Source organism: Pandoraea pneumonica (genome assembly GCF_049918595.1).
Taxonomy (GTDB): Bacteria; Pseudomonadota; Gammaproteobacteria; order Burkholderiales; family Burkholderiaceae; genus Pandoraea; species Pandoraea pneumonica_A.
On sequence record NZ_JBNCRZ010000003.1, the window covers coordinates 567,897 to 587,767 of the forward strand.

The window sequence follows — 19,871 nt, forward strand, 5'->3', positions numbered from 1 at the left end:
CGGGTGAACTGCGATGGAGGATATTGTAGTGCCGGGCGCGAACGCCCGGCCCCAGTGTGAGTTCGACGGCGACGGTGCCGCTTAGTGCGATGCGCGCGCCGGTGCGCGCAGCATCTCGATATGCATAATGCCGTCTTCGTCGTAAGGCTCGCTCGACTTCACGAAGCCGAACTCGCCGTAAAACTTTTCCAGATGCGCTTGCGCGCCAATGCGTAGCGGCGCCTCGGGCCATTGCACTTCGGCGATGGCGATAGCCCGGGCAAGCATGACGCGCCCAAGCCCCGTGCCACGATGCGACGCTGCCGTGATCACACGGCCGATCGACGCTTCGTCGTAAGCAAGTCCCGGCGGCAGCAAGCGCAAATAGGCAGCAATTTGCGGCTGTTCGTCGGCATCGCGCACTTGCGCAATCAAATGCAGGCTATGAATGTCGCGTCCGTCGATGTCCTGATACGGGCAGTTCTGCTCGACCACGAATACCGCGTTCCGTGCGGCCAACACGCGGTAAAGCAGTGTGCTGCCTAGCTCGTCGAACGACTTGCACATCCATTCCATTGCCGACTCTCCAGCCTTGCTTTGCGAAAGCCGGGACTATAGCACCGTCGCAGCGCGGCGATGCCGTCGGTCACACATGGGGTGGGAAGTTTTACTGATAGTAGACGATGCCCTGCTCGATGTCGGCGCGCGCATTGCGCTCTGCGTCGTCGAGGGCATTGCCTTGTGTGGCGAAGCCGTAAGCGGTCTGCACTTGATAGGCGCCGACTTTTTCCATGCCATGCCCGGTCGGGCGATGAATCTCGTAGAACGCGTCCCAGCGGGCGTTGTCACGCTCCACGGCACGGATGCTGTACTGGAATTCTTGGTATTGCGTTGTTTTCATTTTGGTTTCCTTCTTACTGCAAAAAATATGACTGATAACTAATCCCTCTCGAATCGGCTTACGGTGATGAGAGTGCAAACTCGCACAAATGTTTCCGTGAAGTGCACGCAGCCTAATGGTCGAATGTGACAAACACGCGACATTTCCGTGACTGACATGTCACGGTAGATGCAGATAGACCGGTTCCTGCGTCCTGCGGACGAAGCAACCTGTAACACTTCCTATTTCGGGGATCGAAGCCTGCTATCCCTCCAGGGACAGCGGCTGAAACGTCAAATCTGACACACCTGACGTTCAAGTTGGCATGTAACGGACTGGGAACACGCGACACATCTGTGTAGTGATTATCGTGTCGCGGACCTGCCGTTGCCGGGCGTCGCCCGGCATCTCATGCCACTGGAGACTGCATCGGCACGTCCGAAATTGACGGACGGATAAATGCAGATGGCGAATAATAGCAGGTTTTTTGTGGCAGCGCACAAATGTTAGTGCGCGCTACGGTGTGGCTTCCCGATCGTCGATTTTCGCCAGCACCCAATACATATAGCCCGCGAACGCCCCGAAGACCACGTGCCCCACCACCATCATCCAGGTGCGTGACTCGATGAACCACGGGAACAGCTGCGTCATCACGTAGAAATTGACGACATAGACCACCAGACCGAACACGCCCCCGGCGATGGCAACCGTGGGTACGTCGGAATCGAGCCGAAACGGCGCGATGATGGCGCCGAGCACCACCCCGAGCACTACCCCGATGGCCGCGTGCACCATCAGTGCCATGGCGACGATGGAGACGTCGAACGTGGGCGGCAGCGACAGGATGCCAGGGCCGAGCACGATGGCAGCCACCATACGCGGCGGCACCCATGGGCTCTGGCCGGTGACCAGTAAGACCATGAGCATTTCGACGGCGGAGAAGAAAGCGCAGGCCACGAAGCCGGCGACCGCCGCAGCGGCCCAGTCGGGCGACCGGTGGGTATAGCGGTGCGAATGGAGGTGCAGTTCCATGATGTCCTCCCAGAAGGACCGCCAGCGGGGCCGGCAGTGTTTTCAGGATAGGACAATCTCGGCGTAATGTCGGGGCCAGCCGCTATATACTTGGCCTCACACCCGCCTCCGGCGGGGACTCTCGGGGAGATATCGTATGTCCCTTATCGGCTTGCTTGTCGGACTCGTGCTGCTTGGCATTCCCATCTGGCGCATCCTGACCCGGCTCGGCTTCTCACCGTGGCTCACGGTGCTGGCCTTCATCCCGGTCGTCAACATCATTTCCCTCTGGTTGCTCTCTTACGCCAACTGGCCCGGCCAGCGCTCGTCCCCCTGACACACCTTCGCCGGGTTCGGCACGCTGAACCGGGCCCGATCGTGTCCGAACTGCCGCACAAGCGGCAGTTCTTTTTACGAATGGCTGCACTGCGCTGGCAAATAGCGCGCATCACGTGAGTCGACGCTCGCCCGTGGTGCAGTGCGGTACGGTAGAATATTCGGCAAATTCCGAACACTGGACTGGCATGAGCACAGAGCTGACCGCGGCATCCAATTTCATCCGCAACATCATTGACGAAGACAACCGCTCGGGCAAATGGGGCCAGCGCGTCGAGACGCGCTTCCCGCCGGAGCCCAACGGCTACCTTCACATCGGTCACGCCAAAGCGATTTGCGTGAACTTCGGCATGGCGCGCGACTACGATGGCGTGTGCCATCTGCGCTTTGACGACACCAACCCCGAGAAGGAAGAAACCGAATACGTCGACTCCATCATCGAGATGGTGAAGTGGCTCGGCTTCAGCTACGACACGCCGGGCAAAGAGCACCTCTACTTCGCCAGCGACTACTTTGAGAAGTTGTATCAGGGCGCAGAGATTCTGATCCAGCGCGGCAAGGCCTACGTCGACAGCCAGAGCTTCGAAGACATGCGCGCCAATCGCGGCTCGCTGACCGAGCCGGGCAAAGATTCGCCGTTCCGCAATCGCACCGTCGAAGAGAACCTCGATCTGTTCCGCCGCATGCGTGCGGGCGAGTTCGCCGACGGCACGCACGTGCTGCGCGCCAAGATCGATATGTCGTCGCCGAACATCAACCTGCGCGATCCGGCCATCTACCGTATTCGTCACGCGCATCACCATCGTACGGGCGACGCCTGGTGCATCTATCCGATGTACACCTACGCGCACCCGCTCGAAGATGCCATCGAGAACATCACGCACAGCCTGTGCACGCTGGAGTTCGAAGACCAGCGTCCGTTCTACGACTGGGTGCTTGCCGAGCTGGCCGACGCGGGCATGTTCACGCGTCCGATGCCGCAACAGATCGAATTCGCCCGTCTGCAACTGACCTACGCGATCACCAGCAAGCGCAAACTGCGTCAACTGGTCGACGAAAAGCACGTCGACGGCTGGGACGATCCGCGCATGCCGACACTGGTCGGCCTGCGCCGTCGTGGCTTCTCGCCGGAAAGCCTGCAATTGTTCTGCGATCGCATCGGCGTGGCCAAGTCGGCTTCGTGGATCGACATGAGCATTCTCGAAGGTGCCCTGCGGGACGACCTCGATCCGAAGGCCCCGCGCGCGACGGCGGTGCTCGACCCGCTCAAGCTCATCATCGACAACTATCCGGAAGGCCAGCAGGAAGACTGCCACGCCCCGGTGCATCCGCACTTCCCGGAACGCGGCATGCGCACGTTCCCGATCTCGCGCGAGCTGTGGATTGAACGCGAAGATTTCCAGGCCGAGCCGGTCAAGGGCTTCTTCCGCTTGTTCCCGGGCAATAAGGTGCGTCTGCGTTACGGCTATGTCGTGGAGTGCACGGGCTTCGATACCGACGCCGACGGCAACGTGACGGCCGTGCATTGCAATTACTTTGAAGACAGCCGTTCGGGCACGCCGGGCGCTGACAACTACAAGGTCAAGGGCAATATCCACTGGGTAAGCGCGCTGCATGCACTGGCTGCGGAAGTGCGCATCTACGACCGTCTGTTCCTCGATCCGCATCCGGATGCTGGCGAGAAGAACTTCCTCGACGCGTTGAACCCGAACGCCAAGCGCGTGACGCAAGCCTACGTTGAACCGGGCCTGCTCAACTTCGCTCCCGAAGACCGTGTGCAATTCGAGCGCCATGGCTACTTCGTGGCCGATCGTCACGACTCGGTCCCGGGCAAACCGGTGTTCAACCGTATCGTGTCGCTCAAGGACAACTGGGCAGCCAAGCCCGCCAAGGGCGGCGGCAAGTAAGTTCGCCCAAGGCCTGCTGGCCTCACGTATCAAGCAAAACCCGCGTCGCTGTACGCGGGTTTTGTGTTTTTGGCAGCTCGGGGCGGTAGCTTTGGCGTCGCCCTAATCCCCTCGGCGGTACGCCTGATACGGACTATAACGAGCGCACACGCCCATAAGCGTAGGTTCGGCGTAAGCTCGCGCCAATTGTCCATTGCCTGTGGCATCGAATACTGATCGGCAGCGGATATCGCCCAGACCGTCTGGCTCCTGATCGCTCGAACTGCCGCCCCATGCCTGCGCCCCATTCGTCGTCACTTCCACCACTTCCGCCCCCGATACCTACGCCGCCACTGTCGGCGGGGGCCGTGCCTGCCTTCGCGCCGTACCGCTGGTTGAAGGACGAGCTGCGCAGTGTGACGGCGCATTTCGCGCAGATCTATTTCATTCCCTCGGCCGGTATCGGCTTGCTGTTACTCGCCGTGCTATGGCTCGCCGATCGTCCTGCGGCCCTCATGGGGCTGGCCGCGAGCATCGGTGCATCGTTGATCGCGCTGGTGCTGCGCCTGCCGCGCGAGGCCAGGCGAAATGGCCTATTCGGCTACAACGGTGCATTGACGGGCATCGCCTTCGGGGCGCTGTGGCAACCCGATATCGCGCTCGCGGTTTGGCTCTCGGTGTGCGTTTGCCTGACCGTCATCGCGTCGGCTGAACTCGCCCGCCGCGCGTTGCCGGCCCTCACCGGTCCGTTCGTCGGCGTAATGGCGCTTTCGTGGGCGATGCAGCCGTGGCTTGGGCTGTTGCCACGCACCGGCGCGCTCGCATGCGATGCGGGCACGCCGGGTTTCGTGTTCTGTTCGGTGGGACAAGTCGTTTTCGTCGGCCCGCTCGTGCTCGGCTTGCTGACCTGGTACGTCCTGGCCTTGTGGAATGCCCGCGCAACCGTCTGGGCGCTGGCCGCAGGTATTGCGACATGGCTGGGTATCGCCTTGTTGGCGCAGCACTGGCCCGCGCTGGCGGTACAAGCGGGGGGGATCGGGGTAAATGGCTTTCTGGCGGCCCTCGGCCTTGGTGTTTTCCAACGTCGCCCTGCCGTGCGACTGGCAGGTGCAGTGCTCGCCGGGCTGATTTGCGTGGGGCTAGGCAGTCTGCTCGCACCGATTGGCTGGCCGTACTTCACGCTGCCGTTCAACCTCGCGGTCTGGGCGCTGCTCGTGCTTACGCGCAACGCCAATCCGCGATGAACAAAAAAAAGCCCGAAACCATCAGGTTTCGGGCACTCGCTTGTCGCTAACCCCGTGATTCGAAGCTGCCGTCTGAGCGGCAAAGGTGTTTAGCTTCCCCGTAGTGTGGTTTTGGCCTGCCCTCGCTCGTATGTCGAGCACTTCCATCGGTCTTGCTCTGCTTCCTCCCTGACACCGGCGGCGATGATCCACGCCCCCCGACGTGACCTCCGCTACCGCTGCCCAGACCTCTTTCGTGTCTTACCTCTATCAACGGATGAACGCGAAGAAAGTTGACCGGGGTATACACCGATATATATGCAGGTTAGCCTTTCACCACCGCATAACGGGCAAGCGTTTCCTTGCGCGCGACATCGTGCGCCACCCGTGGCTGCGGGTAATCGCGGCCAAGTTCGATGTCGGCTTGCGCCAGCACTTCTGCGCCAGCGCGCCAAGGCGCATGCAACGCTTTGTCAGGTAAATCGGCCAGCTCAGGCACGTATTTCCTGATAAATCGCCCCTGCGGATCGAACTTCTCCGACTGCGTGACCGGATTGAAAATGCGGAAATACGGCTGCGCGTCACAGCCCGTCGAAGCCGCCCATTGCCAGCCGCCATTGTTCGCGGCCAGATCGAAATCGTTGAGCGCCATCGCGAAATACGCCTCGCCGCGTCGCCAGTCGATACCCAGATCCTTCACCAAAAAACTGGCCGTCACCATGCGCAGGCGGTTATGCATGTAACCCGTCTGATTGATCTGACGCATCGCCGCATCTACCAACGGATATCCCGTACGACCCTCGCACCATGCCCTGAAGTCCGCATCGGCGGCCGCACCGCTCGCCCACTGAATCGCGTCGTAGGCGGGCTTGAACGCTTGGCCGACAACGTGCGGATGGTGATGCAGGATCATGAAATAGAACTCGCGCCAGATCAGTTCGCTCAGCCATGTCTGCGCACCAGCGCCTGCATCGCCGCCGCGCAGCATGACCGCGTGCGCTTCACGGGCGAGCGTGCGGATGGAGATCGTGCCGAAGCGCAAATGAACGGACAGGTAACTCGGCCCGCGCACTGCCGGATAGTCGCGGCGCTCGTGGTAATGCGCCATGCGCGGCAGGAAATCGTCGAGCAATTGCTTTGCCCCGGCTTCACCGGCCGGAATCGCCATGCGGCGCTCGGCGGGAACATCGAAGCCCAGCGCGGCCAGCGACGGTACGGCGATGGCGACGTTATCCGGCACCGCCAAGCGTTTCATGTCGCCACGACGCCCATGCGGCGCCAGATCGACAGGCCGCACCTGCTTGAGCCACGCGCGCTGGTACGGAGTGAAAACGCTGTACGGCTCGCTTTGCGCGGTCAGCACCTCGTTCATCTCGAAGATGACCTGATCTTTCACCGGTTCGAACGCGATGCCTGCCTCGTCGAGCGAGTGGCTCACCGCACGGTCGCGCGCCACGGCATCCGGCTCGTAATCGCGTCCCGCGAAGACGGTTTCCACGCCTAGCGACTGTGCCAACGCGGGGATCAGGTCGACCGGGTCGCCATGAAGCACGATCAGTGCTCCGCCCGCGGCCTTCAGGTCATGCGCCAGCGCTGTGACGCTCTCGTGAATAAACGCGACCCGGCGGTCATCGCGAGGCAGCACCGACAGAATCGTCGTATCGAACACGAACACGGTATAGACGTGTTCGCATGTCGCCAAGGCTTGCGCCAGCGTCGCATTGTCGGTGCAGCGCAAATCGCGGCGCAGCCACACCAGTCCCTTTTGAAATTCGCTCATGTCAGATCGGCGCGACACTCTCGTGCCGGTATCGGTTTGGTCCGTCAAATCCCGTACCATAGCGGCATCGCAGACTTTATGCCATCGGCGTCGATTACCTCATGACTCGGACGTTTCCGACTTTGGCCAGCGCACTCGCAGGCCGGTTCATTGCCTTGCCGCGCACGCTCTCTCGTTCCCTCAAGCTGACCCTCGCCGTTACCGCCGCCGCGCTCGTCGCCGGCTGCGCTGCCCCGTCAAAACCGCCGTCGGCCGCACCGAAAGCCACGCAAACGGCACCGGACGCCGCGACGTTGCGCGATCGGCATCTCGCCGCCGCCAACGCGGCCGCCGATCAGTACCGAACCTGCCTGTATGGGCACGTCGCGCGATACGTCAATCTCGTGCCCGATCCGGTACGGCTCGCCGACGAAGCCGCCACCGAATGCGCCCCCATCACCGAGCGATTCCGGCGCGAACGACAGGCCGCTATCGTGACTTACACGAGCGCGGCCGACGCGGCGCAGCAAGCCGACGCCGCCACGGCCACACTACAGGCCGACGGCCAGCGTGTTGCCCGCGCCCGCGCCACTGAGTTGCGCGCGCTTCAGTAAGCGTTCTCCCGAGCGTGCTTTCCCTAATCGGGCAAGCCCCGATTGGCGAAAGTTACTCGGTTGACCAAAATGAAATCGCCCTCTTACGTCCTTTTGGGGGTACTGCGACAACGTCATTTGCCCGCTTCGGCGGGCATTTTTCTTCGGTATCCGCAGGAATTTGCCCGCTATATCCGGGGCAAGGAGGGTGCGATGTGCCTCTTCAGCGTACCGCAAGTCGATGTCACTTGTCGTCGGGCCCACGCGGCGCCGACGCGTCCCCGGCAGTCGTTTCAGGCGACCGATCGTCGTGGCCCAGCCAGCGGTGTGCGAGGGCTTCGATACGCCCGCCGACCGCCAGCACGATAAGCAGCAGCACCATCGCAACGAGTGCGATGTGCCAGCGGCCCAACCCGCAAATGATGCCGATGCCCGTCGTACTCCAGAGCGCTGCCGCGGTGGTGAAGCCATGGACGTTGGCGCTGCGGCCCGAGCGCACGATGCAGCCTGCGCCAAGAAAGCCGATGCCCGCCACAATACCCTGCACCACGCGCCCCACCGACGACGCATCGGTGGCGACGTCCGAGCCGGGGAACGGCACGACGGCCAGCACGAACAGCGCTGAGCCGAATGAGACGATGGCGAGCGTGCGCAATCCGACCGATTTGTGATGCAAGTTGCGGTTGAGGCCGACCAGCCCGCCCAACAGCAATGCGGCGGTGAGCCGCAGCGTCACTTCGACGATCTCCGTCATCGCTTACCTCCCTGAGTCCCTGAGCGCGTTTGTGTGCGTGATGCCGCATTATGGCGCGCTTAAGCGAGATTGGTCTGATTCAAGCGCACGCAGAGCCCCCCGCAAAGCACTCGGACTCAGGCGTCCGCTGTCTGCCCGGCTGGGACGGCAGCGGGAAAGTCGTCCCAATCGTCGAACAGCCGCAACTGGCGCGCCGCCTGCGCCTCAAGCATCCGTACGCCAACGCCCATCAATCGCACCGGGCGGCGTCGACGACCGACGGCTTCGGCCAGCAACTCGCGGCATTGCGCCGCGTCCACGCCGAGCGCCCCGGCTTCGGCTGTCGTACGGGAGAAGTCTGCGAAACGTACTTTGACGAAGACTTTGGCAATGGCCACCGGCTCGCCTCGCCGCGCCCGCGCGATGCGTTCGTGCAATTGCTGAATCAGCGGTTCGAGCGCCGCCTCGCAATCGGCGAGCGTGCGCAGATCGCGCGTGTACGTCGTTTCCACGCTGATCGATTTGCGCTCGCGATCCGGGGTGACTTCGCGCGTGTCGATGCCTCGGCAACGCTCATACAGGCGCTGCCCGAACACGCCGAAACGTTCGGTCAGTTCAGTGAGCGTATGACTGCGCAAGTCGCCGCAGGCGTCCACACCGAGCGCACGCAGTTTCTCCGCCGTGACTTTGCCCACGCCGAACAAACGCTCGACCGGCAGGACGGCCACGAACGCGTCGACCTCTGCCGGACGCACCACGAACATGCCATCCGGCTTACGCCAGTCGCTGGCGATCTTCGCGATGAACTTGTTTGGCGCGACCCCGGCGGACACCGTCAGCCCGACGTCGGCAGCGATGCGTGCACGGATCTCACGGGCGATCAGCGTGGCTGACCCATCGCAGTGCTCGCTATGTGTGACATCCAGATAAGCCTCGTCGAGCGAAAGCGGCTCGACCAGATCGGTGTAGTCGCGATAGATCGCCATGATGCGTTGCGACGCTTCCCGATATCGCTCCATCTTGGGGGGAATAATGCGCAGATCGGGGCAAAGTTTGACGGCCTGTCCCGACGGCATGGCCGAACGCACGCCGAATGCGCGTGCTTCGTAGTTGCAGGTCGCAATCACACCACGCTGATCGGGTTGTCCGCCAACGGCCAATGGGATGCCACGCAACGACGGATCGTCACGCATCTCGACCGAGGCGTAAAAGCAATCGGCGTCGCAGTGGATAATCTTGCGCGTGAGAGGTGGCATAGGTAGTGGCGAAAACACTGTGCAAATATACAGCATTTGCCCATGAATCGCAGCCGCCTACTTCACTGGCAGGAACTGAAGAAACTGCGCACCGAGCAGGTTCTGGACATAGCCGATGCCTGCCCGGCGATACTTCTCGTCGAGCATCTCGGCGAGCAGATCGAGGCGGCCGACAATTTTTCCGAATTCACGCTCGAAGCTCACGTTGCGCACGTCGGCCATTTCGTTGGCCAGTAGCAGCGGCCGTCCGGCGACGTCTCGGCGGCTCGCGAGCAGCCATGCAGCGATCTCGACGTTGCGCGCGGCGTTATAGATGCGTTGCGCGTCGAGCCCATCACTCAGATAAAACACCGTCGTGCCGCCATGCGCGGTGATGATCGTGTCGGACAAACTGAAAATAAACGCCGCCACCCGGTCACCATCGAACGTGGGATCGAGCGAACGCGACAGCGCCCTGACGTCGCGCAAGTCTTTCAACTCTGGCAATGTTCGGCGCCCCTCAACGGCTGCACGCAGTTGTGCCACGGCTTGTGCCTGCGTCGTCGCCCCGCTTTTACGCCACTCGCGGGGATTGCGCTTGTAAAGCTTGTCCGCCAGCAGATAGAGACTTTCGAGATTCGCGCGCATGCCAAGCGTGGCCATGCGATTGATATCCGTCTGCGCCAAATCGGCCGTCGTCATCGACGTGGAACGCACTTTTCCATGATCGACCGGCGCGTCCTGATATGACGCACAGGCGCCGCACAGCAGGGTCATCGCGAGAATACCGGTCAGGCATGCGGACTTCGGTACAGGCTTCAGTGCGGATCGCGTCATAGGCGGGTGGATATCGGCAACCGACGACTCTACGTGATCAACGCGCATTGTTGCGAATCGACGAGACGGAATTTTGTGACATTCGGTAACGCCATTGCCCTTGTCAGACGCGGCACGCAGCGCATCGGTCTGTGCCTCACGCCCGCAACACCTCACACACATCAGCAAACAACGGATGCCCCATCGCCTCTTCTAGTCGAAGCACTGGCGTGACGCAGCAATCGGCATTGGCAAATCGCGCCGTCCAATCGGCTTGCGACGCGCTCGCGAACACCGCCGCCAACTCGGCCTGTAGCGCACGGGCATCGTCGCCGCACACAGGTCGTCCAAGCATCCAGTGCCGGTCCTTCCAGTCCGGGCGATCCAACACATCGCACAACGTTTGCCAGAACTTGAGTTCGAGCGCACCCACCGCCATGTACCGCCCATCCTGCGTGCGATACACCTGATAGCAGGGCACTCCGCCGTTGAGCAAGTCTTCTCCGGCCCTTGCGGCACGTCCTTGCCGATGCATCGCGACAGCCGGGACCAGATTCGCGCGAAAGACTTCATGCGTCATCGACACATCGAGCCAGCGCCCGCGTCCCGTGCGTTGCGCCGCAAACAGCCCAGCAAGCACCGCCTCGACGCACGCCTGCGCGCCGCCGAACAAATCGCCAATCTGGAAATTCGGCACAATCGGCGCGTCCGCCGCATCGCAGAGCTGGTCTAGCACGCCTGCGTAGCCGATGTAGTTGATGTCGTGACCGGCCGCTTGCGAGAGCGGCCCTTGCTGCCCGTAGCCGCTGATCGATGCCATCACAAGCGACGGTCGGTGCTGTACCAGCGTGTCGAAGCCGAACCCGAGCCGCGCCATCACGCCCGGACGAAAGCCTTCGAGCAACACATCAGCACGCGCCACGTAGGCGAGAAACGTCTCACGATCATCCGCCTGCTTGAGATCGAGCCGCTCCACTGATTTCCCACGATTGAGCAGACGCCAGAACGCACTCGGCGGCGCCTCCCCTTCGCGCAACATCATTTCGCGCGCATAGTCGCCCGCGCCGGTGTCTTCAATCTTGATGACGTGCGCCCCCATCTCTGCGAGACGCAGACCGGCCAGCGGGCCTGGGAGCAAACGGGTGAGATCCAGTACGGTGACGCCGGCAAGCGGCGCGTCTTGCGATGCAGTCATGGGGTAGCGACGGTAGGGTTATCGAAATGCGACTGCCTGCTACCGTATCGCGCCTTGCCCCATGCCCGCAACCAGACGAACCCTCATTCGCCTTCGGATCTGTCTGAATCGGTACGACTGCCGCCCACCGTCGACGGCACACCACCGACGCCGTTCGCGCCAGATCCCGTCGATGCCGGCGCTGCCTCGTCGCCTTCCGGCACACCGGACGGCCATGCGATCACCCCCTCGGCCAGCAAGCGCGCGATTTGCACATCGCGATAACCGATCTCGCGCAGAATCTCGCCGGTATGCTCACCCACCGTCGGCAGCGGCATACGCGCGGGCAGCCGCTGCCCGGCCATGGTGATGGGCAGCAACGGTACTTCGGTGTGTTCCCCTTCGTCCGTGACCAGATCGCCAAGTCCCCCGCTCGCCTGTAAGTGCGGGTCGTCGAACAACGACTGCGGCGTGACGATCGATGCGAACGGCAGGCCATGACGCTCGAACGCGGCCGACAGATAGTCGGCGTCATAGCCCTGCACCATCTCACGCAGCAACGGCATCAACCAGTCGCGCGCGAGTACGCGGTCGTTGTTGGTCGCAAGCCGGGCATCGTCGGCCAGATCCTGACGTCCGAACACGTCGCAAAAAATACGCCACTGGGTATCGCTCACCACCGCCAGAAATATCTGCACACCGTCACGTGCCGTGAACACGTCGTAAATACCCCACGCCGACACACGCGCGGGCATCGGTGCAGGGGCCACGCCCGTCACGGCGTACTGCTGCATATGCTGGGCCGCGAGCAACACGCAATTCTCAAACAGCGCGCCCTGCACCTCCTGCCCGCGCCCCGTGCTCTTGCGCTCGTACAGTGCCGCCATTGCGGCCAGTGCCCCGAACACTCCGCCCATGATGTCGTTGACCGACGTGCCAGCACGCAACGGCTGCCCCGGCGGGCCGGTCATATACGCCAGCCCGGCCATCATCTGCACGACTTCATCGAGTGCCGTGCGCGTGGCATACGGCCCCGGCAGAAACCCCTTGAGCGAGACATAGACGAGTGCCGGATTCAGCCGGGCGAGCGTCGCGTAGTCGAGGCCGATCTGACGCATGCGTCCCGGCTTGAAGTTCTCGGTCAGCACATCGGCCGTGCCGACGAGGCGCAGCATCAACTCCCGTCCTTCCGGGCGCGTGACATCCACAGCCAAACTGCGTTTATTGCGATTGAACGTGCGGAAGAACCCCGCACCGGTGCCGAGCAACCGCCGGGTGGCGTCGCCGCCTACCGGCTCGACTTTGATGACATCGGCCCCGAGATCGCCCAGCACCATGCCGCACGTCGGCCCCATCACCATATGAGAGAACTCCACCACGCGGATGCCCTGTAGCGGCATTGGCGTCGCGCGAACTGCGTCCTGCATGTGCTGCCTCCTCTGCTGCCCCGCACATCGCCGACGGTGTGCGACGCAATGTCTAGCGCGCGGGTAAGTGCCCGAGCGCCGGATGGTTCGACGCGAGACGTGACGGCGGTGCGCCGCGTGCGTCGCGCTGCAATTGATCGAAGCCGACGATGTAACCGGCCAGCGCACTCGCCGCCACCGTCGCGGGGCTACCGAGCCACATCTGTCCCGGGCCGGAACGCCCCGGGAAATTCCGGTTCTGCGCGCTGATCACCACGTCACTCGCGGAACTGGACGCCCCCGGCCCCGCGTTCACACACGCCCCACAGCCCGGCGCCAGCAACGTGACACCCGCCGCTTCGAACACCTCGGTATAGCCCTGCGACTCGCACCACGCACGCACGTCCTCGCTGCCGTACTGCAAGTAGAAGCGCACGCCGTCGGCCACATGCATGCCGCGCGCCAGCCCCCATGCCAGCACGTCGTGACACGCACGCAGATCGTCGCGTTTGCTGCCGGTGCACGAACCGCCATACGCGATATCGATACGCACCGGCGCTGCCAACGAGGCAAGTGCCACGCCATTGCCCGGGTCGCCGGGGCTGGCCACCATCGCGCCGACGCGGGCACAGTCGATCTCGATCACATGCGCATACGAGGCTTGCGCGTCGTTCGTCATCCACGGCTCGAGCGTCATTTGCACGCCGCGACGCTCGTGCAGATAGCGCACGGTCTCGGCATCGGGCACCACAATGCCGGTCAGCCCACCGATCTCGGCCACCATATTGGTTAGCGTGGCCCGCTCGTCGGTCGATAGATGCGCCACCGCTTCACCAGCGAATTCGATGATCTGGCCGATGGCGCGGCCGTCGCGGATGTAGGGCAAATGCAGCACGTGCAGCGCGAGGTCTTTCGCGCTCACGCCTGCTGGTAACTTCGCGCGGAGTTGCACAAGGCATGTGCCCGGCACCGCCAGACGCGCGTCGCCGGTCAGCCACGCGTTGGCCATCTCGGTCGCGCCGACGCCGAAAGCAAACGCCCCGATTGCGCCGCAGTGCGGCGTGTGCGAATCGGTGCCGACGACCACCTGTCCCGGCAACGCATAACGCTCCAGCATCACCGCATGGCAGATCCCTTCCGAGCCGCCGCCCGGAATGCGGCCATGCAAGCGCAATCCATGGCGCGCGCAGAACTCGCGCTGGACCACGCCGAGTTGATGCGCCGCTTCGATCAGGGCAGGCGATCGGCCGCTGCCGGTCGTGGCATCGAGATGCGTTAAGTGATCTTCGAAACAGAGAATCGATGAGGGGTCGTGCAGCGGCGGCATGGCGTCGGCCACGTCATCTGTTTCACCCGCGGCGTCACCCGCAGCGTCGAACGCGTGATGCAGAAAGCTCACCGCCATGGGCGTGACGTATTCGTGGGAAAAACGCCAATCGGCTGGCACGAACACCGCGTCGCCCGCCCGCACACGGGGCACGCCCAACGCACGCGCGATGATCTTCTCCCCGTAGGTCATCGGGCCGGCAGCGTGCTTGGGGCGCGGCGGCACCACTTCCGATGCCAAACGCCGACGTGTGTAGCCGAACAACCCGCCGCTGCGCACGATGGCTTCGCCAAGCGCATCGCAGTCTTCGAGAAAGGCCTCGACGGGGACGTCCTCGCCTGCGAGTAGGCGCTCGACGACGTATTGATCCGTCGACATCAGCAGCCCGAGGTTCTGGCAGTTCTGCGCGTAGATACGCTCGAAACTATCGGCCACGACAATGCGGATGCCCGCGCACCATTCGGCAAACGGACTCGCTTCACGCGACGACCCCTTGCCCCGCCGCATTCCCGACGCCGACAAGGCAAAGCCGCCCGAGCGCACCGCCTTCGGTGTGACGGGAAACACGCCCGCCGGATCGCCATCGACGGCACTGCATCGCAATCCGACATAAACGTAATCGCCTAACGTGTCGTCGAACGTGAGGCAGGCCCACGCTGGCGTCATCTCGTCAGTCGATATCTGGTCGCGCAGTGTGCCTGCGTCCGCGCGCGTGAGATTCTCGCCAGCCAGTTGCCGCGTCATGGCCTCGACGCTGTCGCTCAGCCAAAGCACGCGTCCACTCAGTCGCACAGTGGTTTGCATTTGATCGCTCCTGGAATGGTCCCGCATCGGGTCATCCGTTCGGATCGCAAGTTCCGTGCCCAAAAAGGCGCACGGAGACGTAGCGGCGGCTGAATTTCGAGGGCATGACGTCTAAACACGCGTTTGTGGGCGTACGGGTCGGCGTACTGGTTTAGGGGTACTGGCGATTGGCCTGCGTGGCGAAGGTATTCGTCCACGTGTCGCCGAGGCGAATCTGTGCAGGCTTCACCTCCGGCGTGAACGACGCGAGCGCGCGCAGCGCCGTCGCCGGACCGTCCGGCGGCATCATGCCGTCAGGGGAAAATGCTTCTCGGCAGTTGGCAAACGCCTTCAGGTACAGCGTCTTGTCACCCAGCAGATACGGTTCCGGCACCGTCTTGAGCAGCTCGGCCGCCGAGGCGTGTTGCAGCCACTTATCGGCGCGCACGATGGCGTTGGCGAGCGCCTGCACGGTGCGTGGGTTCTTCTGGATAAAGCTCTGCGGCGCGTACATCACGGCGGCGGGCATCGGGCCACCGAACATGGCGCGCGTACCCGCCTGCGTACGCGTATCGATGAGCACCTTGATATCACCCGACTCCTGAAGCAGCGTCATCATCGGGTCGACGTTGGACACCGCGTCGACCTGCCCGCCGCGCGCGGCAGCCACCACCGTAGCGTTGGTGCCGACACCGACAATGGACACGTCTGACGGTTTAAGACCGGCTTTCGCAAGGGCCACATTCACCAGCATGTGAGTGCTGGAGCCGGGGGCGCTCACACCGATGCGCATGCCCTTCAGGTCTTTGACGGACTTCACGTCGTTGCTGTGGCTTTTCACCACGCCGAGCACCAGTTGCGGCGCGGCGCCAAGCACAACGAACGATTGGTACGTCAGCCCTTTGGTTTGCATCAGCAGGGTGTGTTCGAAAGCGCCCGTGCCAATGTCGGCACTGCCACCGACCACGGCTTGCAGGGCTTTCGAGCCGCCTGCGAAGTCGTCGATCGTGACGTCGAGCCCTTCGTCCTTGAAGTAGCCGAGTTGTTCGGCGATGGTCAGCGGCAAGTAATACAGCCCGGGCTTGCCGCCGACGGCGATGGTGATCTTGGGTTTTTCCAGCGGTTGGGCGGGGGCGGCGCGGGCCGGGCCACTCAGGCTCAAGGCCACGAATCCGAGCGCCATGAGCGCAAGTACGAGGATCAGACGGCCCAATACATCGCGCACGCGGCGCGCTTCACTTTGTGTCATCGCGGGTCTCCTCCCGTTGGGTCGGGATGCAGGCGCGCTCCGGCTCGTCGGCCAGAATCGCTATCGGCTCCCAGAGCATCCGCCGCCGCCGGGGCGGCGACAAGTTGTGTTTCGGCATGCCAGACATCGCCGTTCACGATGCCTCGGTGTTCCCGCGCGCACACAAGTGGTCCACCAGCATGCGCGAGGCCACCGGCAACGCGTCGTAACGCCGTACGCACACGATGAGCCGCCGTTGCGCCCAACTGTCCGTGAGCGGCACAACACGCAGCGCCTCGCCATCGGTCACCTGCGAATAGATACCCACGGCTTCGCGCGGCGCCACGGCCAGGCCGAGGTTCGCGCGCACCATGCGGCACACGGCTTCGAACGTCGAGACGTGAATGCGGAATTTGACGGTCTTGCCCTGCTCGGCCGCGAGGCGGCGCAAGACGGTGTACATGGCGCTGTCGGGATGCACGCCGATGTGGTCGAAATCGAGTGTGTCGGTGAAGGCCAGCTCGGTGGCGCCGGCGAGCGAGTGTTCGCGGTGCAGCACGGCGACGATCTGGTCGTGACGATAGGGAAAGACTTCGACGTCGCGGGTGTCCACCGCGTCCCAGCAGATGCCGATATCGGTCGCGCCTTCGGCCACGCCGCGCACCACTTGGGCGCTCGTGTGCTCTTCGAGATCGACTTTCACGCCCTCGTGGCGTCGCAGGAAAGCGCCGAGCTCGTCGGGCAGCGTCTCGACGATCGACGACACGTTGGCAAAGATGCGGATGTGGCCGCGCACGCCGCTGGTGTATTCCGAGAGATCGCCCTGCATCTTCTCGAGACTGCGCAGGACGTTGCGGGCATGGTGGAGCAGCGCTTCGCCGGCCGGCGTTGCGCGCACGCCCCACTTATGACGTTGCAGCAGCGCGGAGCCCACCAGCGACTCGAGGTCGTTGATACGCTTGCTGACTGCCGATGGGGCAATGAATTCGCGCTCTGCGGCGCGCGCAATGCTGCTTTCCTCGCAAACGGCAACGAATAGACGCAGCGATACCAGATCGATCCGCCAAAGCGCCATGCCAGTCTCCCGAAGGCACTGCATTGACCGCGATTGTGCGACGTGAGGGGTAAAAATGCCACTTCGGCACCCGATCCCCCGGATCTACAGCACATGAAAACAACACGCTAACGAAACCACTGCGCCGTGCGCCGCTCGCCCATCGTGGGCGGATTGCGGACGGATTACGGGTCAGCTGGGGGGATGGAAGGTACGCCTACATGGCGCGAAACTGACATCGGCTGCAACAGGTTGCGACAGTCCGCCGGACGTCTTGCGTCCGTCTCGATAAGCCGGTGCCGGTCCCTCCCAGGTGCCGCTACCGCATCGCCCCTGCCACCAGTACGGCACTCCAGCCGCCGTCTGCGGTATTGAACGATGCCTCAGGCGGCGGTGCCGACGCCATGGCCATGAACAGCCAACATTTGCAAATGACGATCGCAATCATTTTGTTGACGCTCAATATCCCCGGTAACGTTGCCGGGTCTGATTCGACTATAGTGCGGCGCTATCGCAGGGGCAACCGATAAACGTTTCAGTATTTTTCAGGCGCGCCGGGCGATCGCGCGCGCAAGCACCAGCACGGGCAGCAAACCGACGGCGACAAGGGTCAGCGCGGGGACGGCCGCCTCGGCCAGCCGTTCGTCGGCGGCCAGGTGGCTGGTGACCACAGCGAGCGTATCCATATTGAAGGGACGTAGCGCAAGGGTGGCCGGCAGCTCCTTCATTACGTCGACGAAGACGAGCAACGCTGCCGTCATCACGCTGCCGCGCAACAGCGGCAGATGCACGCGCCGCAGCATGGCCCAGCCGCCCACGCCGAGACTGCGCGAACTGGCGTCTAGGTTGGGCGAAATTCTGGCGAAACCTGCCTCCACACTTTGCAGCGCCGCGGGCAGGAAGCGCACGAGATAGGCATAGATCAGTACGCCCGCCGTGCCTGCCAGCACGAGGCCGTCGGCGCCGAACAAATCACCGAGCCAGGTGTCGAGGCGCAGCACCGGCGTCAGGATGCCGAGCGCGATCACGGCCCCCGGAATCGCATAGCCCACGCCGACGAGGCGCACGGCGGCACGCGTGGCGCGGCCCGGGGCCTGCCGCTGTGCGTAGCCGAGCACGACGGCGAACACGCTAGCCACCAGCGCCGCGGCCCCGGCGAGCCGCACGGTGTTGTAGACCCATTCGCCGTAGCGCGACCACGGCACCTGATCGAGTTCGGAGACCGCCAGGCGCAGCATGATGAGTGCGGGGATCACGAAGCCGATCAGGAGCGGCAGCACGCACACGAGCGTCGCCAGCCAAGCGCGGGGGCCTTTTAGCGTCGTGCGTCGCGTGGTGGCCGGTGCCCGACCGGGCGCGCCGTAATAGCGCAAGCGAGCACGACCGCGCGCTTCGAGGGTCAGCAGCACCAGCACAGCCGCCAGCAGACACACCGAAAGCTGCGCGGCGGCGACCCGATCCCCCATCGACAGCCACGCCCGGTAGATGCCCGTCGTAAACGTCGGCACGCCGAAGTAGGCGACGGCACCGTAATCGGCGAGCGTCTCCATCAGCACGAGGGCGACGGCGGCGACCAGCGCAGGACGAGCTAACGGTAGCGCCACGCGCCAGAACGCCTGCCACGGCGTGCAGCCCAATGTGCGCGCCGCCTCGAAGAAGCGTTGGCTATGTTCGAGAAAAGCGGTACGGGCGAGCAGATAGACGTAGGGAAAGAACGCCCCGGTAAAGACCCAAGCCGCGCCGTACCAGGAGCGAATTTCCGGGAACGCGGTCAGCCGGTCGACACCCAGCACCCGCCGCAATGCGCTTTGCACCGGGCCAGAGAACTGGAGGAAATCGGTATAGGCGTAAGCGGTGACATAGGCAGGCATCGCGAGCGGCAGAATCAGCGCCCACGCCAGCACACGCCGCCCTGGGAACGCGTAATTCACAACGAGCCAGGCACTTGCGACGCCCATCACCAGCACGCCGAATGCCACGGCGAGTGAAATTCGCAGCGAGTTCAGCGCGTACTCGGGCAGGACAGTGTCGAGCATGTGCACGAGAATGGCACGCGTGTCGGCGTCCCCGGCGCCCAAGGCGGCCACAATGCCGAACATCGGCACCAGCACGATCAGCGCGGGCAGCCATGCGGCAAGTCGCCACAGCCATAGCCGATGGCGCTGGCGAAGGCGGGCGGCTGGCGTTACGGCGCGTCCCGTGCTCGTCGGAACAAGGTCGGAAGCGGCGCTCGGCGGGGGCGTCGAAGGCATCGAGGGAATCGAAATCGGTGGTCGGCAGACGGATCAATCGGCAGGCGGCGTGCGCCGGAAACATCCGGCAAACACCCCGCGAGGGAACCGGAAGACGTTCTCCGGTCTAAACGTGCTGTAAATTATACGCATTCGCAATCGCGTCTCTGACGCACGGGGTATCGGAAAGTGCCCGGCTCGCCGATTTTTCCTGCCG

Annotated in this window: 18 protein-coding genes; 4 read left to right on the top strand and 14 right to left on the bottom strand. The window is 63.5% G+C overall.

The window, feature by feature from the left end:
• Window positions 1-81: 81 nt before the first annotated feature.
• The 3 genes from ACPWR9_RS15090 to ACPWR9_RS15100 all read right to left on the bottom strand — a co-directional run bounded on the left by ACPWR9_RS15090 (window position 82) and on the right by ACPWR9_RS15100 (window position 1,891).
• Window positions 82-555, bottom strand: a complete 474-nt coding sequence (locus ACPWR9_RS15090; protein WP_426298832.1) for a GNAT family N-acetyltransferase — start codon at window positions 553-555, stop codon at window positions 82-84.
• 91 nt (window positions 556-646) lie between these two features.
• Window positions 647-880: a hypothetical protein gene (locus tag ACPWR9_RS15095; protein WP_150678831.1), complete on the bottom strand. Its 234-nt coding sequence runs from the start codon at window positions 878-880 to the stop codon at window positions 647-649.
• Window positions 881-1,375: 495 nt separating this feature from the next.
• Window positions 1,376-1,891, bottom strand: a complete 516-nt coding sequence (locus ACPWR9_RS15100; RefSeq protein WP_150678832.1) for a hypothetical protein — start codon at window positions 1,889-1,891, stop codon at window positions 1,376-1,378.
• A gap of 136 nt (window positions 1,892-2,027) precedes the next feature.
• On the opposite strand from ACPWR9_RS15100, the gene ACPWR9_RS15105 reads away from it, so the two are divergent.
• The 3 genes from ACPWR9_RS15105 (at window position 2,028) to ACPWR9_RS15115 (ending at window position 5,336) form a co-directional block, all read left to right on the top strand.
• Window positions 2,028-2,207, top strand: coding sequence for a hypothetical protein (locus ACPWR9_RS15105; RefSeq protein WP_150678833.1), 180 nt, complete (start codon window positions 2,028-2,030; stop codon window positions 2,205-2,207).
• Window positions 2,208-2,394: 187 nt separating this feature from the next.
• Window positions 2,395-4,113, top strand: a complete 1,719-nt coding sequence (locus ACPWR9_RS15110; protein ID WP_426298834.1) for a glutamine--tRNA ligase/YqeY domain fusion protein — start codon at window positions 2,395-2,397, stop codon at window positions 4,111-4,113.
• 347 nt (window positions 4,114-4,460) lie between these two features.
• A complete protein-coding gene (locus ACPWR9_RS15115; RefSeq protein WP_426298836.1) occupies window positions 4,461-5,336 on the top strand; it encodes an urea transporter in 876 nt (291 codons plus the stop codon).
• Window positions 5,337-5,640: 304 nt separating this feature from the next.
• Here the strand turns inward: ACPWR9_RS15115 and ACPWR9_RS15120 are convergent, their stop codons facing one another.
• Window positions 5,641-7,095, bottom strand: a complete 1,455-nt coding sequence (locus tag ACPWR9_RS15120) for a cryptochrome/photolyase family protein (RefSeq protein ID WP_426298838.1) — start codon at window positions 7,093-7,095, stop codon at window positions 5,641-5,643.
• 101 nt (window positions 7,096-7,196) lie between these two features.
• On the opposite strand from ACPWR9_RS15120, the gene ACPWR9_RS15125 reads away from it, so the two are divergent.
• Window positions 7,197-7,688, top strand: a complete 492-nt coding sequence (locus ACPWR9_RS15125; protein WP_426298840.1) for a hypothetical protein — start codon at window positions 7,197-7,199, stop codon at window positions 7,686-7,688.
• 223 nt (window positions 7,689-7,911) lie between these two features.
• Here the strand turns inward: ACPWR9_RS15125 and ACPWR9_RS15130 are convergent, their stop codons facing one another.
• The 10 genes from ACPWR9_RS15130 to ACPWR9_RS15175 form a co-directional block, all read right to left on the bottom strand.
• A complete protein-coding gene (locus tag ACPWR9_RS15130; protein ID WP_426298842.1) occupies window positions 7,912-8,421 on the bottom strand; it encodes an MgtC/SapB family protein in 510 nt (169 codons plus the stop codon).
• Window positions 8,422-8,537: 116 nt separating this feature from the next.
• Window positions 8,538-9,656 carry a DNA polymerase IV gene (dinB, locus tag ACPWR9_RS15135; RefSeq protein ID WP_426298844.1) on the bottom strand — a complete coding sequence of 373 codons (1,119 nt, stop codon included), beginning with the start codon at window positions 9,654-9,656 and terminating at the stop codon, window positions 8,538-8,540.
• A 57-nt stretch (window positions 9,657-9,713) separates the two neighbouring features.
• Complete coding sequence (locus ACPWR9_RS15140) at window positions 9,714-10,472, bottom strand: hypothetical protein (protein ID WP_426298846.1); 759 nt, start codon at window positions 10,470-10,472, stop codon at window positions 9,714-9,716.
• 136 nt (window positions 10,473-10,608) lie between these two features.
• Complete coding sequence (locus ACPWR9_RS15145) at window positions 10,609-11,646, bottom strand: CaiB/BaiF CoA transferase family protein (RefSeq protein ID WP_426298848.1); 1,038 nt, start codon at window positions 11,644-11,646, stop codon at window positions 10,609-10,611.
• A gap of 83 nt (window positions 11,647-11,729) precedes the next feature.
• Window positions 11,730-13,052 (bottom strand): CaiB/BaiF CoA transferase family protein, encoded by a 1,323-nt coding sequence (locus ACPWR9_RS15150; RefSeq protein ID WP_426298850.1) that lies wholly within the window; start codon window positions 13,050-13,052, stop codon window positions 11,730-11,732.
• 52 nt (window positions 13,053-13,104) lie between these two features.
• Window positions 13,105-15,162: an aconitase family protein gene (locus ACPWR9_RS15155; protein ID WP_426298852.1), complete on the bottom strand. Its 2,058-nt coding sequence runs from the start codon at window positions 15,160-15,162 to the stop codon at window positions 13,105-13,107.
• A 151-nt stretch (window positions 15,163-15,313) separates the two neighbouring features.
• Complete coding sequence (locus tag ACPWR9_RS15160; RefSeq protein WP_426298854.1) at window positions 15,314-16,390, bottom strand: ABC transporter substrate-binding protein; 1,077 nt, start codon at window positions 16,388-16,390, stop codon at window positions 15,314-15,316.
• 133 nt (window positions 16,391-16,523) lie between these two features.
• Window positions 16,524-17,444 (bottom strand): LysR family transcriptional regulator, encoded by a 921-nt coding sequence (locus ACPWR9_RS15165; RefSeq protein ID WP_426298856.1) that lies wholly within the window; start codon window positions 17,442-17,444, stop codon window positions 16,524-16,526.
• Between the two features lie 298 nt (window positions 17,445-17,742).
• A complete protein-coding gene (locus ACPWR9_RS15170) occupies window positions 17,743-17,871 on the bottom strand; it encodes a hypothetical protein (RefSeq protein WP_426298858.1) in 129 nt (42 codons plus the stop codon).
• A gap of 97 nt (window positions 17,872-17,968) precedes the next feature.
• Window positions 17,969-19,675 (bottom strand): ABC transporter permease, encoded by a 1,707-nt coding sequence (locus tag ACPWR9_RS15175; RefSeq protein WP_426298860.1) that lies wholly within the window; start codon window positions 19,673-19,675, stop codon window positions 17,969-17,971.
• Between the last annotated feature and the right edge of the window lie 196 nt (window positions 19,676-19,871).

Excerpts from the sequence above, each read along its gene's own strand:
- ACPWR9_RS15090 (WP_426298832.1), bottom strand. The coding sequence starts at position 555 with ATGGAATGGATGTGCAAGTCGTTCGACGAGCTAGGCAGCACACTGCTT.
- ACPWR9_RS15095 (WP_150678831.1), bottom strand. The coding sequence starts at position 880 with ATGAAAACAACGCAATACCAAGAATTCCAGTACAGCATCCGTGCCGTG.
- ACPWR9_RS15100 (WP_150678832.1), bottom strand. The coding sequence starts at position 1,891 with ATGGAACTGCACCTCCATTCGCACCGCTATACCCACCGGTCGCCCGAC.
- ACPWR9_RS15105 (WP_150678833.1), top strand. The coding sequence starts at position 2,028 with ATGTCCCTTATCGGCTTGCTTGTCGGACTCGTGCTGCTTGGCATTCCC.
- ACPWR9_RS15110 (WP_426298834.1), top strand. The coding sequence starts at position 2,395 with ATGAGCACAGAGCTGACCGCGGCATCCAATTTCATCCGCAACATCATT.
- ACPWR9_RS15120 (WP_426298838.1), bottom strand. The coding sequence starts at position 7,095 with ATGAGCGAATTTCAAAAGGGACTGGTGTGGCTGCGCCGCGATTTGCGC.
- ACPWR9_RS15125 (WP_426298840.1), top strand. The coding sequence starts at position 7,197 with ATGACTCGGACGTTTCCGACTTTGGCCAGCGCACTCGCAGGCCGGTTC.
- ACPWR9_RS15130 (WP_426298842.1), bottom strand. The coding sequence starts at position 8,421 with ATGACGGAGATCGTCGAAGTGACGCTGCGGCTCACCGCCGCATTGCTG.
- dinB (WP_426298844.1), bottom strand. The coding sequence starts at position 9,656 with ATGCCACCTCTCACGCGCAAGATTATCCACTGCGACGCCGATTGCTTT.
- ACPWR9_RS15140 (WP_426298846.1), bottom strand. The coding sequence starts at position 10,472 with ATGACGCGATCCGCACTGAAGCCTGTACCGAAGTCCGCATGCCTGACC.
- ACPWR9_RS15145 (WP_426298848.1), bottom strand. The coding sequence starts at position 11,646 with ATGACTGCATCGCAAGACGCGCCGCTTGCCGGCGTCACCGTACTGGAT.
- ACPWR9_RS15150 (WP_426298850.1), bottom strand. The coding sequence starts at position 13,052 with ATGCAGGACGCAGTTCGCGCGACGCCAATGCCGCTACAGGGCATCCGC.
- ACPWR9_RS15155 (WP_426298852.1), bottom strand. The coding sequence starts at position 15,162 with ATGCAAACCACTGTGCGACTGAGTGGACGCGTGCTTTGGCTGAGCGAC.
- ACPWR9_RS15160 (WP_426298854.1), bottom strand. The coding sequence starts at position 16,390 with ATGACACAAAGTGAAGCGCGCCGCGTGCGCGATGTATTGGGCCGTCTG.
- ACPWR9_RS15165 (WP_426298856.1), bottom strand. The coding sequence starts at position 17,444 with ATGGCGCTTTGGCGGATCGATCTGGTATCGCTGCGTCTATTCGTTGCC.
- ACPWR9_RS15170 (WP_426298858.1), bottom strand. The coding sequence starts at position 17,871 with ATGATTGCGATCGTCATTTGCAAATGTTGGCTGTTCATGGCCATGGCG.
- ACPWR9_RS15175 (WP_426298860.1), bottom strand. The coding sequence starts at position 19,675 with ATGCCTTCGACGCCCCCGCCGAGCGCCGCTTCCGACCTTGTTCCGACG.